We start from the raw sequence: 12,649 nt of genomic DNA on the forward strand, positions 1-12,649 counted from the left end.
TGACTGGCAGGACAGGGCGATGGGGCCGGTGGGCCCGCGAAATGAACTTTAAATCGCTGATCGATGATCGATCAAAGGATGAAAGGCAAAACTTCTCGATATGGAGAAATTGGCATCCGGTGCCCTGTTTCGCGGCACGGAGTGACGCTCCAAATGCGAACAAGCCGGGCGCGTGACTGCACGGTCGAGCGACCCTGCCCTCATCTGCGCACGAGCCTCAGGCGCGCGGCGCACACCCCAGGACATGCGCCTTCACCAGCACGCCGATGTCCGGGTCCTTGCGGAGGAACGCGTCGATGAGTGCCTCGTGCTCCTCCGCGTACGACTTCTGCACCGTCCCCAGCCAGCGGATCGAGAGCGCCGTGAACACCTCGATGCCCAGTCCCTCCCAGGTGTGCAGCAGCACGGCGTTCCCGGCGGCCCGCACCATCTCCCGGTGGAACGCCACCGTGTGCCGTACCTGCGCCTCGCCGTCGGCCAGCCGGTCGGCCTCGTACAACGCCGTCACATGCGGCGACAGCCGCGAGCAGTCCTCGCCGAGCGTCGGAGCCGCCAGCTCCGCGGCGATCTGCTCGAGACCGGCCCGTACCGGATAGGACTCCTCCAGGTCGGCCGCGGTCAGATTCCGTACCCGTACACCCTTGTTGGGCGCCGACTCGATCAGCCGGAGGGTCTCCAGTTCCCGCAGCGCCTCGCGTACGGGCGTCTGACTGACCTCCAGCTCGGTGGCGATCCGTCGCTCCACGATCCGCTCGCCCGGCTTCCAGCGCCCGCTGACGATCCCGTCCACGATGTGCTCGCGGATCTGTTCGCGCAGCGAGTGGACGACGGGCGGGGTCATGAGGGGCTCCTTCGGGGAAACCGACGCTGCCGACCGGTCGGTGCCGAAGCGGTGACCGGTGGTGTCTAGACAATACGGCGGCGCCCCCGCCCGGAAGTGGTCCGGACGGGGGCGCCGCTGGTGAGGCTGGTTACAACGAGCCGTACTCCGCCTTACAGGCCGAGCTCGACCTCGAACTCGCCGGCCTCCAGGATCGCCTTGACCGCGGTCAGGTAACGGGCGGCGTCCGCGCCGTCCACCAGACGGTGGTCGTAGGAGAGCGAGAGGTACGTCATGTCGCGCACCGCGATCGTCTCGCCGAGGTCCGGGTGGTCGATGACCACCGGGCGGCGGACCGTGGCACCGATGCCCAGGATGGCGGCCTGGTTCGGCGGCACGATGACGGTGTCGAACAGCGCACCGCGCGAACCGGTGTTGCTGATGGTGAAGGTGGCACCGGACATGTCGTCCGGGGTCAGACCGCCACCGCGGGCCTTGCCGGCCAGCTCGGCGGTCTTCTTCGAGATACCGGCGATGTTCAGGTCGCCCGCACCCTTGATGACCGGGGTCATCAGACCCTTCTCGGCGTCCACGGCGATGCCGATGTTCTCCGAGTCGAAGTACGTGATGGTGCCCTCGTCCTCGTTGATCCGGGCGTTGATGACCGGGTGGGCCTTCAGCGCCTGGGCCGCCGCCTTCACGAAGAACGGCATCGGGGACAGCTTGACGCCCTCACGGGCGGCGAACGCGGCCTTCGCCTGGTTGCGCAGCTTCATCAGCTTCGTGATGTCGACCTCGAGGACCGAGGTCAGCTGGGCCTGCGAGTGCAGCGCCTTCATCATGTTGTCGCCGATGACCTTGCGCATGCGGGTCATCTTGACCGTCTGACCACGCAGCGGGGAGACCTCGAGCTTCGGCGCCTTCGCGGCGGCCGGGGCAGCCGCGACGGGGGCCGGAGCGGCGGGGGCCTTGGCGGCCTCCGCGGCGGCGACGACGTCCTGCTTGCGGATACGGCCACCGACACCGGTGCCCTTGACCGCAGCGAGGTCGACACCGTTCTCGGCGGCGAGCTTGCGGACCAGCGGCGTGACGTACGCGCCTTCGTCACCGGAGATCGCGGCCGGAGTGACCGGAGCCGGGGCGGCGACCGGAGCAGCCGGGGCGGCCACGGGCGCCGGAGCGGCAACCGGAGCGGCGGGCGCCACCGGGGCCGGAGCCGGAGCGGGGGCAGCCGGAGCGGCCGGGGCCGGGGCGGCGGCGGCCGGGGCCGGGGCGGCCACGGGAGCCGGAGCGGCCGGGGCCGGGGCAGCGGCCGGAGCGGCGCCCGCGGCACCGATGACGGCGAGCTTGGCGCCGACCTCTGCGGTCTCGTCCTCGGCGACCACGATCTCCAGCAGCACACCGGAGACCGGTGCGGGGATCTCGGTGTCGACCTTGTCCGTGGAGACCTCGAGCAGCGGCTCGTCCTCCGTGACCTCCTCGCCGACCTCCTTCAGCCAGCGGGTGACGGTGCCCTCGGTGACGCTCTCACCGAGCGCCGGAAGGGTGACGTCGGTACCGGCGGCGCCACCGGCCGGTGCGGCGGCCGCGGGGGCCGGGGCAGCGGCAGGGGCCTCGGCGACCGGGGCCGGTGCGGCAGCGGCAGGCGCGGCCACGGGCTCGGCGGCCGGAGCCGCGGCCGCGGCGGGTGCGCCCGTGCCGTCGTCGATGATGGCCAGCTCGGCGCCGACCTCGACGGTCTCGTCCTCGGCGACCTTGATGGAGGCGAGGATGCCGGCGGAGGGGGCCGGGATCTCGGTGTCGACCTTGTCGGTCGACACCTCGAGCAGCGGCTCGTCGACCTCGACGCGCTCGCCCTCGGCCTTCAGCCAGCGGGTGACAGTGCCCTCGGTGACGCTCTCGCCGAGCGCCGGAAGGGTTACGGAAACCGACATGGTTTCAGTTGCTCCTAAGGATGTGGTCTCCCCGGCTCGCGAGCGGGACCGCGAGCTCGGGGAAGTGCGGAAGGGTCGGTCGTCGCGCCCTGACCGGATCAGTCGTGGGAGTGCAGGGGCTTGCCGGCCAGGGCCAGGTGGGCCTCGCCGAGCGCCTCGTTCTGCGTCGGGTGGGCGTGGACGAGCTGCGCGACCTCGGCCGGCAGCGCCTCCCAGTTGTAGATCAGCTGGGCTTCGCCGACCTGCTCACCCATACGGTCACCGACCATGTGGACGCCGACCACGGCACCGTCCTTGACCTGGACGAGCTTGATCTCGCCCGCGGTCTTCAGGATCTTGCTCTTGCCGTTGCCCGCGAGGTTGTACTTCAGAGCGACGACCTTGTCCGCGCCGTAGAGCTCCTTGGCCTTGGCCTCGGTGATGCCCACGGAGGCGACCTCGGGGTGGCAGTACGTCACCCGGGGGACACCGTCGTAGTCGATCGGGACGACCTTCAGACCGGCCAGCCGCTCCGCGACCATCATGCCCTCGGCGAAGCCGACGTGCGCGAGCTGGAGGGTCGGGGCCAGGTCGCCCACGGCCGAGACGGTCGGGACGTTGGTCTGCATGTACTCGTCGACGAGGACATAGCCGCGGTCCATCGCGACGCCGGCCTCCTCGTAACCCAGGCCCTGCGAGACCGGCCCGCGGCCGATCGCGACCAGCAGCACCTCCGCCTCGAAGGTCTTGCCGTCGGCGAGGGTGACCCGCACACCGTTCTCGGTGTACTCGGCCTTCTGGAAGAAGGTGCCGAGGTTGAACTTGATGCCGCGCTTGCGGAAAGCGCGCTCAAGAAGCTTCGAGCTGTTCTCGTCCTCGACCGGGACGAGGTGCTTCAGACCCTCGACGATGGTGACGTCGGTGCCGAAGGACTTCCACGCCGAGGCGAACTCGACGCCGATGACGCCGCCGCCCAGCACGATCGCGGACTGCGGGACGCGGTCCAGCTTCAGCGCGTGGTCCGAGGAGATGATGCGGTTGCCGTCGATCTCCAGGCCCGGCAGCGACTTCGGCACGGAGCCGGTCGCCAGGAGCACGTGGCGGCCCTGGATGCGCTGGCCGTTCACGTCCACGGAGGTGGGGGAGGAGAGCCGTCCCTCACCCTCGATGTACGTCACCTTGCGCGAGGCGATCAGACCCTGCAGGCCCTTGTACAGGCCGGTGATCACCTCGTCCTTGTACTTGTGGACGGCCTCGATGTCGATGCCCTCGAAGGTGGCCTTGACGCCGAACTGGCCGGCCTCACGTGCCTGGTCGGCGATCTCACCGGCGTGCAGCAGCGCCTTCGTGGGGATGCAGCCGTTGTGCAGGCAGGTGCCGCCGACCTTGCCCTTCTCGATCAGAGCGACGTCCAGGCCCAGCTGCGCTCCGCGCAGGGCCGCGGCATAACCGCCGCTACCACCGCCGAGGATCACTAGGTCGAAAACGGTGCTGGCGTCGTTCGCCACGTCACGTCCTCCATGCATGTGCGCCGTACGCCGGGCCCCGTCGCTGGGGTGTGACCGGCCGGTCGGCTGGTGTTCGGCCGCTTTTGTCTTTCGGCCCTGTGGTGGGGGCCCTGTCCTGCCGAGAACCCATCTTCGCACTTGTTGACGGTGGGCGGGACGCGGGGCCCTGGTCTGGGACGGCTGATGGTCCGTTCCAGAGGGTTACCGCTGCGTAGAGACATACGGATTTCGTCGAGAGCGAAACCTGCGTGACGCTGTGCGGCGGCGTTGAGGGGTGAACACGTACGGCCCCGGACGTATGCCCGGGGCCGTACGCACACAGCTGCCTCAGCCGAGGTCGCCGGCCGCGGTGCGCTCCGCCAGCTTCACCAGCGTGCGGACCGCGGAACCGGTGCCGCCCTTCGGCGTGTAACCGTACGGCGCGCCCTCGTGGAAGGCCGGGCCCGCGATGTCCAGGTGTGCCCAGGCGATGCCCTCGCCCACGAACTCCTGCAGGAACAGGCCGGCCACCAGGCCACCGCCCATGCGCTCACCCATGTTGGCGATGTCGGCGGTCGGGGAGTCCATGCCCTTGCGCAGGTCGGCGGGGAGCGGCATCGGCCAGGAGGCCTCGCCGACCTCCTCGGCGATCTCGTGGATGGAGGTACGGAAGGAGTCGTCGTTCGCCATGATGCCGAAGGTGCGGTGGCCCAGCGCCAGCACCATCGCGCCGGTCAGGGTCGCCACGTCGACGATCGCGTCCGGGTTCTCCTCGCAGGCACGGGTCAGCGCGTCGGCGAGGACGAGTCGGCCCTCGGCGTCCGTGTTGAGGACCTCGACGGTCTTGCCGCTGTACATGCGCAGCACGTCACCCGGGCGGGTCGCGTTGCCCGACGGCATGTTCTCGGCGAGCGCCAGCCAGCCGGTGACGTTGACCTGGAGCCCCAGACGGGCGGCCGCGACGACGGTCGCGAACACGGCGGCGGCGCCGCTCATGTCGCACTTCATCGTCTCGTTGTGACCGGCCGGCTTCAGCGAGATGCCGCCCGAGTCGTAGGTGATGCCCTTGCCGACCAGGGCCAGGGTCTTCTCCGCCTTCGGGTGCGTGTAGGCGAGCTTCACCAGGCGGGGGCCGTGGGTCGAGCCCTGGCCGACGCCCAGCAGGCCGCCGAAGCCGCCCTTGACGAGCGCCTTCTCGTCGAGGACCTGCACCTTGATGCCGTGCTCCTTGCCGGCGGCCGTGGCCACGGCGGCGAAGGACTCGGGGTACAGGTCGTTCGGCGGGGTGTTGATCAGGTCGCGGGCGCGGTTGATCTCCTCGGCGACCGCGACGGCGCGCTCGGCGGCCGCCTTGAAGGCCTTGTCGCGCGGCTTGGTGCCGAGCAGGGCGACCTCGGCGAGCGGCGACTTCGGGCCGTTGCCGTTCTTCTTGTCCTTCGCGGCGAGCTTGTTCTCGCCGCCCTGGTACGCGGTGAAGGCGTACGCACCGAGGAGCGCGCCCTCGGCGACGGCCTCGGCGTCCTCGACCGACGCGACCGGCAGTGCGAAGCCGGCCTTCTTCGAACCGGCCAGCGCACGCGAGGCGGAGCCGGCGGCACGGCGCAGGGCCTCCGCGTCGAACGCCGCGTCCTTCTCCGGGACCGAACCGAGCCCGACCGCGATGACGACGGGCACCTTGAGGCCGGCCGGCGCGGGGAGCTTGGTGACTTCGCCCTCGGCACCGGAGGCGCCCAGGGTCTCCAGGACGGTGGCGAGCTTTCCGTCGAACGCCTTGTCCACGGCCTCGGCGCCCGGTGCGACGACCGGACCCTTGGCGCCCTTGGCGACGCCGACGACGAGTGCGTCGGCGCGCAGCGTCGCCGCACCGGCAGTGCTGAGAGTGAGAGCAGTCACGGTGGTGAAATCTCGCTTCCGTTGAGTTCATTTGTCGGTCGAGGGGTGGGCCGACCGTGCCCGGCGCATCGTAGACGCCGCCGCAATGTGCCGGTAATGAGCCTACGCGCGCCTTTGCTGCCGGATCACGTCGGCGGGCCGTCGGCGACCCGTTCCGACGGTACGGCTCCGGTACCGGCCGCCCCGGGCCGGGGCCGCGGAGCCGCGAACGCCCTTGCCAGTAGGGTCGGTTGGAAGCGCCGGAGCGAACGGGGGAGAGGGATGCGCGCCCAGTGGGCTGCACGCATGTCGGGACCGGGACCGGCGCTGACCGCCGTACTGATTCTGTCGGCGGTCCTGTCCGGCTGCACCCCGGCGCCGGAATCCGGCCCCGCGGAGCGCTGGCGGCCGAGGCCCGGTGCCGACTGGCAGTGGCAGCTCTCCGGCCGCCTCGACCCCACCGTGGACGTCCCGGTGTACGACATCGACGGCTTCGAGCACGACGCGTCGGCGGTCGCAGATCTGCACCGCCGGGGCCGCAAGGTCATCTGCTACGTGTCCACGGGAGCCTGGGAGGACTTCCGCCCGGACGCCGCGATGTTTCCCGCCTCGGTACGGGGGAGGGGCAACGGCTGGCCGGGGGAGCGCTGGCTCGACATCCGCCGCACGGACGTGCTGGAACCGCTGATGGAGGCCCGGATCGAGATGTGCGCGAGGAAGGGCTTCGACGCGGTGGAACCCGACAACATGGACGGCTACCGCAACCGGACGGGTTTCCCGCTGACCGCCGTCGACCAGTTGCGCTACAACCGGCTCGTCGCCCGCATCGCCCACCGTCACGGACTGGCCGTCGGTCTGAAGAACGATCTGGACCAGATCGCGCAGCTGGAGCCGGACTTCGACTTCGCGGTCGACGAACAGTGCGCGCAGTACGACGAGTGCGCCGCCCTCACACCGTTCATCGAGGCGGACAAGGCGGTGTTCCACGTGGAGTACGAGGTGCCGGTGGCGCGGTTCTGCCCGCAGTCGAAGAAGCTGCGCCTGAGCTCACTGCGGAAGAAGTACGAACTCGGAGTCTGGCGCCGGAGCTGTACGTCAGGCCCGTCCGGCAATTGACGACATATCGGTAATCTGACCGCCTCGCACTCTCTCAGCCCAGGGCCAGCCCCACCAGCGCCCCTGTTGCCGCCACCTCCGTGACCGCCCCGAACACATCCCCCGTGACCCCGCCGAATCTCCGTACGCAGTGCCGCAGCAACACCTGCGCGGCGGCCAGCCCGCCCACCACGGCAAGTCCCTGGTGCAACGGCGCGTACCCGCCGAACACCGCTCCCGCCCCCGCGCACGCGGCCACCACCACCGCGGCCGCACCTGCCGCCGCCCGCAGCGGAACCGTGCCCGCCACCGCCGCACCCAGCCCCTCCGGCCGGGCCGGCGGTACGCCCTGACGGGATGCCAGCGTGAGCGCGAGCCGGGCGGTGACCCCGGCGACGACCGCCGCCATCGCGCCGTACGCCCAGCCCTGCCCGTAGAGCTGGTGGAGGACGGCGACCTGGGCCAGCAGCACGAACAGCAGCGTGATCACACCGAATGGCCCAATGTCGGACTGCTTCATGATGCGCAGCGCGTCCTGAGCGGGTTTGCCGCTGCCGAGCCCGTCCGCCGTGTCCGCGAGGCCGTCGAGATGCAGTCCCCTCGTGAGGACTGCGGGCACCGCGGCCGAGGCGACCGCGGCGAGCAGGGGCCCCGAGCCGAACAGCAGCAACAGCGCACCGGGCACCGCTGCCGCCAGCCCCACCACCAGGCCGGCGAGCGGGGCGCACAGCATCCCGGCGCGGGCCGCTTCACGGTCCCAGCGGGTGACGCGGACGGGGAGGACGGTCAGGGTGCCGAAGGCGAAACGTATGCCGTGGCTGTTCGGGGAGGTCACGGCGCGCAGGCTAATCGCTCCTCCAGGTCGATAGATTGGCCGAAACGCTGCAGAACGCCACAAAATGGATCATCGGGAGAGGGTGGCATGGGTCACTGGTTCGATCAGAACTTCGTCGAGCCGGGGAAGCTGCCCCTGCTCCTCGCGCTGGCCGCCTTCGTGCTGACCTTCGCCATCACCCGTCTCATCACCCGGCTGATCAGGGCCGGGAAGGGCCCGTTCCGCAACATCACACCCGGTGGCGTGCACGTCCACCATGTGGTGCCCGGTGTGGTGCTGACGGTGATCGGCGGTTTCGGTGCGGTCTCCAGCGGGCGGCACGGTGTCACGGCGGGCATCTGCGCGGTGATCTTCGGGATGGGCGCGGGGCTGGTTCTGGACGAGTTCGCCCTGATCCTCCATCTCGACGACGTGTACTGGACCGAAGAGGGCCGGCAGAGCGTGGAGGTCGTCGTCCTCACCGCGGCGCTCGTCCTGCTCCTCCTCGGCGGCTTCTCGCCGCTCGGGGTGAACGAACTGACCAGCGATCAGGAGCAGGGACGGCTCGGCATCATCCTGACCCTGTTGGTCAACTTCTGTTTCGTGCTGATCGCGCTCTTCAAGGGCAAGGCCCGGATGGCGGTGATCGGCACCCTCGTGCCGTTCGTCGCTCTGTTCGGCGCGATCCGGCTGGCCCGGCCTACGTCGAAGTGGGCGAAGCGCTTCTACCGCAACCGGCACCGCGCCCGCTCCAGGGCGGTGCTGCGCGCGTACCACCACGACCGGCGCTGGGTGCGGCCGCGCCGCAGATTCGAGGACCTGATCGGCGGCGCGCCGGACCGGATCCCGGCCCCGGTGCGCAAATCCTGACCGCGGCGGGCACGCAGATGGCGGCGCCGGTCGTGCCGGGCCGTGAGGCCGCACAGGATCAGCACCGCGACGATCGCCGCGAGATGCTCCTTGCCCGCCAGGTTGTTCTTGAGGACCACCTCGACGACCATCGCCGCGATCACCACCGCCCCGGTGAACCAGGCCCGGTAGGCGTGGCACAGATACACCGCGATCCCGACCACCGCCGCCGACGGGCCGGTGTCGACGACCTGTGCGTCCGATGCGGGCAGTCCGAACAGCCCGCCGGGGCCGACCGCGACGGCGACCCGTGCGTACAACGTCCCGGCCGGCGTCGCGACGTACGCGATCAACAGGGTGCGCTTCCGGCCCCGACAGATCTCGGCGATCCCGAACACCACCAGGACCTGTACCAGCGCACCCCATACCGGCAGATCCGGCGCGGGTACGAACAGCGACAGCGGGGTACGCAGCAGGGCGATCCACAGCGGGTCCTCGGCCCGCACCGAGCCGAGGACCTGCACCGGCCGGCGGCCCCAGGACTGGTTCTGCACCACCTGGAGCAGGGCCGTCAGGCAGACCACCCCCAGCGTCATCGGCACGGCCCGCAGCCGGGAGCCGGTGAGCGCGCAGCGTACGGTCGACAGCAGCGGCCCCCACTCGCGGCGGGCGGCTGTGCGCAGCGCGGTCACCGGTCTCATCTACGGGTCCCCAGATGCGAGCGGTGCATCCACTTGGGCAGGCCGGGGGCCTCCAGGAAACCTTCGGCGCGGGCTGCGGCGATGCCGATGCGCAGCAGGTCGGAGCTCTTCTCGAAGAGCATGAAGCGCGGCTCCCAGATCGGTCGGTACTTGGCGTTGGCGCGGTAGAGCGACTCGATCTGCCACCAGCGCGAGAAGAAGCTGAGCAGCGAGCGCCACAGCCTCAGCACCGGTCCGGCGCCGAGCCGTGATCCCCTCTCGAAGACGGACCGGAACATCGCGAAGTTGAGCGACACCTGGGTGATCCCGATCTTCGGTGCACGCTCCAGGAGTTCGATGACCATGAACTCCATCAGGCCGTTCTCGGAGTTCCGGTCACGGCGCATCAGGTCCAGCGAGAGACCGTTCGGACCCCAGGGGGCGAAGCTCAGTACGGCACGCAACTCGCCCTGCCCCGGGGCGTCACCGCTGTCCCGGCACGCCAGCATCACGCACTGCCCGTCCGCCGGGTCGCCGAGCCGTCCGAGGGCCATCGAGAAGCCGCGCTCGGTCTCCCCGTCGCGCCAGTCGTCGGCGCGGCGCAGCAGTTCGGCCATCTCGTCGTCGGGGATGTCCGCGTGGCGGCGGACGGTCACCTCGTACCCGGCGCGCTTGACCCGGTTGTACGCCTGGCGGACGGTCCGCATCGCCCGCCCGTCGAGGGTGAACTCGGCCGTCTCCACGATCGCTTCGTCGCCGAGTTCCAGCGCGTCGAGCCCGTGCCGGGCGTAGACCGTGCCGCCCTCCTCGCTCACCCCCATCACGGCGGGGATCCAGCCGTGCTCGCGGGCCTCGGCGAGCCACGGCTCGATCGCGCCGGGCCAGGCCTCCGGGTCGCCGATCGGGTCACCGGAGGCGAGCGAGACTCCACCGACCACCCGGTAGGCGACGGCGGCCTTCCCGGTCGGTGACCAGACGACGCTCTTCTCCCGACGCAGTGCGAAGTAGCCGAGCGAGTCGCGGTCGCCGTTCCTGTCGAGCAGGACGCGGAGCCGGTCCTCGTCCTGCGGGGTGATCGGGTCGACGGCCCGGCGGGAGCGGAAGGCCGCGTACACGACGGCGATCAGCAGCAGGGTGGACAGGATGTTGATGACGACATCGACCCAGCCGGGCACGGTGATGCCGGGGAAGCGGGAGTTGTCGGCGACCGAGATCAACCGCAGCGCGCCGTAGCGCCAGCGGTCGAGGAAGGTCGAGCGGTACTCGTCGTCGGCCGTGTTGGTGACGGTGACGAGCAGGGTCGCGATCAGCGAGCTGATCAGCAGGCCGCCGACGGCGACCAGGGCCGCCAGCTTCGGGTTGGATCTGTCGCCCTTGGCGTAGAACTCGCGCCGGCCCAGGAGCAGCGCCAGGACGAACGCGGCGGTCAGTGCCAGGGAGATCCAGTTCTGTGGGTACTGCCGGATCTCCGGAAACGAGATCACAAAGGCGAAGAGCAGGAGCAGCAGACCGCTCAGCACCATGTTGACGATCCAAGCGGCCCGCTTGCGGCGGCGCATGGTGACCGCCAGGAAGAGTGCGACCACCCCGGAGGAGAAGCCCGCGGTGAGCAGATAGGGCGTGAAGTAGTTCTGGGTGTTGTGCCGCCGGAGGTCCTGGCCGAGCGTGACCCAGACAGCGCTCAGGAAATTGATGAACGACACGGCACGCAGGTACCAGATGGCGAATGCCGCGCTGCGTCGTGAGCGGACGGTGCTCCGCCGGGCACCCCCACCGGCCAATCGGACCTCTCCCATGAAAAGCGATCATATGGGGCATCGCGCTTCACGAGAGGCTGTGCTGCGGCCGGTGTCCGTGGCCGGCGGCCGCAGCCCGGCAAGGTCTGTCAGTCGTCGGCCGTGTCGCCGTTCTCGCCGGTCGTCCCGGCCTCGTCGCCGTCCTTCTCGACGTCCTCGCCGGTGTCCGCCGGTGCGCGCTCGGGCAGCTCCGCCGCCAGCGCGGCCGCGGCCTGCACGAGCGGAAGCGCCAGCAGGGCCCCGCTCCCCTCGCCCACGATGACGCCCTGGTCGAGCAGCGGGTTGAGTGCCATCCGGTCCAGCGCCTTCGTCTGCGCCGGCTCGCCGCTCACCTGGCCCGCCAGCCACCAGTCCGGCGCCCGGAAGGCGGCCCGCTGGGCGACCAGCGCACACGCCGAGGAGACCACGCCGTCCAGGATCACCGGCAGCCTGCGCACCGCGCACTGCAACAGGAATCCGGTCATCGCCGCCAGGTCGGCGCCGCCGACGGTGGCCAGCAGCTCCAGCTGGTCACCGAGGACCGGCCGGGCCCGTCGCAACGCGTCCCGGATCGCCGCACACTTGCGCATCCAGGCGAGATCGTCGATGCCCGCACCGCCGCGCCCGGTGACCACCGAGGCGTCCGTGCCGCACAGCGCGGCGATCAGCGTGGACGCCGCAGTGGTGCCGCCGACGCTCAGATCGCCGAGCACCACCAGATCGGTGCCCGAGTCGGCCTCCTCGTCGGCGATCGCGATCCCGAGCCGCACCGCCCGCTCGGCCTCCTCGGCCGTCATCGCGTCCTCGATGTCGATCCGGCCGCTGCCGCGCCGCACCCGGTGACGTACGACCGACTCGGGCAGCAGTTCCGGATCGCAGTCCAGGCCGGCGTCGACGATCCGCACCGGTACGGAGAAGCGGCGGGCCAGCACTGCGAGTGGCGTCGCACCGTCCAGCGTGGCCCGCACCAGCTCGTGCGCGGACCCGGCCGCACGGCCCGAGACGCCCAGCTCGGCCACCCCGTGATCACCGGCGAAGAGCACCACACGCGGCTGCTCGATCGGCTTGACCGGTACGGCCTGCTGCGCGGCCGACAGCCATTCGCCCAGCTCGTCGAGGCGGCCGAGGGCACCCGGGGGCACGATCAGCCGCTCCCGGCGTTCCTCGGCGTCGCGTCGTACGCCGCCGTCGGGGCGTTCGATCAGGTCGGAGAAGTCGTCCAGATTCACGGGGGTCTGCCTCGCGGGTCGTTACGTGGTGTGGGCCGGTGAGCCCGCCGCCGGGCTCATTGCGGAACAGTACCTGCCACATTTCTGACACCCCATCAGTACGGCGGGCGGTGGA

General features: G+C 70.6%; 9 protein-coding genes and 1 pseudogene. 2 read left to right on the forward strand and 8 right to left on the reverse strand.

From position 1 onward, the window contains the following. Positions 1 to 217 precede the first annotated feature (217 nt). From OHB49_RS30215 to OHB49_RS30230, 4 genes are all read right to left on the reverse strand, one after another. Positions 218 to 841, reverse strand: a complete 624-nt coding sequence (locus OHB49_RS30215; RefSeq protein ID WP_329164116.1) for a GntR family transcriptional regulator — start codon at positions 839 to 841, stop codon at positions 218 to 220. Between the two features lie 152 nt (positions 842 to 993). Then, positions 994 to 2,754 carry a 2-oxoglutarate dehydrogenase, E2 component, dihydrolipoamide succinyltransferase gene (gene sucB / locus OHB49_RS30220; protein WP_329164117.1) on the reverse strand — a complete coding sequence of 587 codons (1,761 nt, stop codon included), beginning with the start codon at positions 2,752 to 2,754 and terminating at the stop codon, positions 994 to 996. Positions 2,755 to 2,852: 98 nt separating this feature from the next. After that, positions 2,853 to 4,241, reverse strand: a complete 1,389-nt coding sequence (gene lpdA / locus OHB49_RS30225) for a dihydrolipoyl dehydrogenase (protein WP_329164118.1) — start codon at positions 4,239 to 4,241, stop codon at positions 2,853 to 2,855. Positions 4,242 to 4,568: 327 nt separating this feature from the next. Next, on the reverse strand, positions 4,569 to 6,113 hold the full coding sequence (locus OHB49_RS30230; RefSeq protein WP_329164119.1) for a leucyl aminopeptidase: 1,545 nt from the start codon (positions 6,111 to 6,113) through the stop codon (positions 4,569 to 4,571). 285 nt (positions 6,114 to 6,398) lie between these two features. Here OHB49_RS30230 and OHB49_RS30235 point away from each other — a divergent pair, with 285 nt between their 5' ends. Beyond that, complete coding sequence (locus OHB49_RS30235; protein WP_443079581.1) at positions 6,399 to 7,208, forward strand: endo alpha-1,4 polygalactosaminidase; 810 nt, start codon at positions 6,399 to 6,401, stop codon at positions 7,206 to 7,208. 34 nt (positions 7,209 to 7,242) lie between these two features. Here OHB49_RS30235 and cobS read toward each other — a convergent pair whose 3' ends face one another. After that, a complete protein-coding gene (gene cobS, locus OHB49_RS30240) occupies positions 7,243 to 8,022 on the reverse strand; it encodes an adenosylcobinamide-GDP ribazoletransferase (RefSeq protein ID WP_329164121.1) in 780 nt (259 codons plus the stop codon). 87 nt (positions 8,023 to 8,109) lie between these two features. Between cobS and OHB49_RS30245 the strand changes: the two genes are divergently transcribed. After that, a complete protein-coding gene (locus OHB49_RS30245) occupies positions 8,110 to 8,871 on the forward strand; it encodes a hypothetical protein (protein WP_329164122.1) in 762 nt (253 codons plus the stop codon). Here the strand turns inward: OHB49_RS30245 and OHB49_RS30250 are convergent. From OHB49_RS30250 to cobT, 3 genes and pseudogenes are all read right to left on the reverse strand, one after another. Next, positions 8,817 to 9,551: pseudogene (locus OHB49_RS30250) on the reverse strand (hypothetical protein); the annotation flags it as partial. The gene OHB49_RS30245 and the pseudogene OHB49_RS30250 sit on opposite strands and share 55 nt — an antisense overlap. Next, positions 9,548 to 11,326: a phosphatidylglycerol lysyltransferase domain-containing protein gene (locus tag OHB49_RS30255; protein WP_329164123.1), complete on the reverse strand. Its 1,779-nt coding sequence runs from the start codon at positions 11,324 to 11,326 to the stop codon at positions 9,548 to 9,550. The pseudogene OHB49_RS30250 and the gene OHB49_RS30255, both read right to left, overlap by 4 nt. Before the next feature lie 89 nt (positions 11,327 to 11,415). After that, a complete protein-coding gene (cobT, locus tag OHB49_RS30260; protein WP_030970758.1) occupies positions 11,416 to 12,534 on the reverse strand; it encodes a nicotinate-nucleotide--dimethylbenzimidazole phosphoribosyltransferase in 1,119 nt (372 codons plus the stop codon). Positions 12,535 to 12,649: the final 115 nt, after the last annotated feature.

The sequence above is a fragment of the Streptomyces sp. NBC_01717 genome (genome assembly GCF_036248255.1).
Taxonomy (GTDB): domain Bacteria; phylum Actinomycetota; class Actinomycetes; order Streptomycetales; family Streptomycetaceae; genus Streptomyces.